This window comes from Arsenophonus sp. ENCA, assembly GCF_002287155.1.
GTDB classification, from domain to species: domain Bacteria; phylum Pseudomonadota; class Gammaproteobacteria; order Enterobacterales; family Enterobacteriaceae; genus Arsenophonus; species Arsenophonus nilaparvatae.
Genome location: NZ_NHNG01000720.1, coordinates 1 through 1,337 on the forward strand (window position 1 = coordinate 1; position 1,337 = coordinate 1,337).

Sequence of the window (1,337 nt, forward strand, 5' to 3'; positions counted from 1 at the left end):
AAATCTTGAATCAGCGAAAGAGCATGGTTGAACCTGTGTTTTCAGCATTGCGGGGAATTCAGGGTTTGGAACGTTTCCGGCGTAAGGGATTATTAGCGGTAAAGCTCGAATTTACCCTGCATGCAATGGCCTATAACTTATCAAGAGCGGTTGCTCTGATATTATGGATGATTTTCAGTCTATTATTTGTACAAACTAAAATCAGAAAAAGAGAAAATCTGCACGGTGGGATATTGTTGAAAAAAAAATTCCACCCCTTTTGCGACAGCCTCTTAGAGGGCGAGGAGTGAATTCAGAAAGCACGGGGGTAATTTTATATGATTTCCAGAAGTTCAAGGTACCACCATTCTACCCGATATCGATTTGCAGCCGCTAGGCTGCTTCCTTGTCGCTTCCGAGGTGCGGTCGATGCGTTAAATGCGCCTTCTCTGAGTGATGCTGACCGTCTCTGGTTAACCCATAGCTTTCGCTTTGGCGCCTGTGTCGCGGATGTGGCTAATGCATTACTGGCGATGAATGGTGAAAAGTATCACGTGGTTGGCAGAGGTGAAAAAGATGACATTCTCATTGATATGCCTAAGCAAGGCTTTCCTCACCGCGCCATACTCAGTCGAACGGTTGCCGGTGTGATTAAAGTCGCATTGGAAGCGAGTAGCAAAAAAGCGACTATCTACTGGATTAATGGGATAGCCGCTTATCGTATCGATGAATTAATTAATCTTCACTGGTTTTCACTCGATAAGCGAAAGAAGATGAGTCACCAACGGCTTTACACGGAATATTGCAATTATGCAAATTATAAGCACATGGCCAATGCCAGTGGTGACCAGGAAATGTTGCAATCTATCAAAATCATCGAAAAATTCACGCCATTACCAAAAAAAGTGGATGTTTTACGTAAAAGAACGGTAGACACTGAAGAGGAAGCCAGTAAGCGTGTTGCTTAATAGTGAAATAAGGGTGTTTCGGTGATTGAAGTAAATTTTACGCTGTTCTGAGATGGAAATTCCAAAGACCTGCGCTAAGGAGTAAGAAGGTATCATCAATAAAGGGTCTACGATTCCGTAAAATTTGGGTCATGCAACCGAGGCGCTTGATACCCGCGATGGCGTGTTCAACTGTAATACGGATGCCCGAGATTATTTTATTTTCTTGTTTTTGTTCAGGCGATAAAGGTCTTTTTCGAGTTCCTTTTTTTGGGATTTGTGTATTAGGATGCTGTTTATCTATACCTTGAAAACCGGTATCTGCCCAGATGGTTACCTCAGGAGGAATATGGCGAATTATATCGACTTTATCGAGTAAGCGTTTATCGTGACGGCGCCCATTTTTGCTCA

General features: G+C 42.9%; 3 protein-coding genes. 2 read left to right on the forward strand and 1 reads right to left on the reverse strand.

The window, feature by feature from the left end:
• Both CBG25_RS18760 and CBG25_RS18765 read left to right on the forward strand, forming a co-directional pair.
• A partial coding sequence (locus CBG25_RS18760) for a transposase (protein ID WP_290605866.1) occupies positions 1 to 290 on the forward strand: 290 nt, incomplete at its 5' end.
• A gap of 27 nt (positions 291 to 317) precedes the next feature.
• Entirely contained in the window at positions 318 to 947 is a 630-nt protein-coding gene (locus CBG25_RS18765; protein WP_290608568.1) for a hypothetical protein, read from the forward strand.
• A gap of 37 nt (positions 948 to 984) precedes the next feature.
• Here the strand turns inward: CBG25_RS18765 and CBG25_RS18770 are convergent.
• On the reverse strand, positions 985 to 1,337 hold a 353-nt coding region (locus CBG25_RS18770; RefSeq protein WP_290603898.1), incomplete at its 5' end, for a transposase family protein.

Excerpts from the sequence above, each read along its gene's own strand:
- CBG25_RS18765 (WP_290608568.1), top strand. The coding sequence starts at position 318 with ATGATTTCCAGAAGTTCAAGGTACCACCATTCTACCCGATATCGATTT.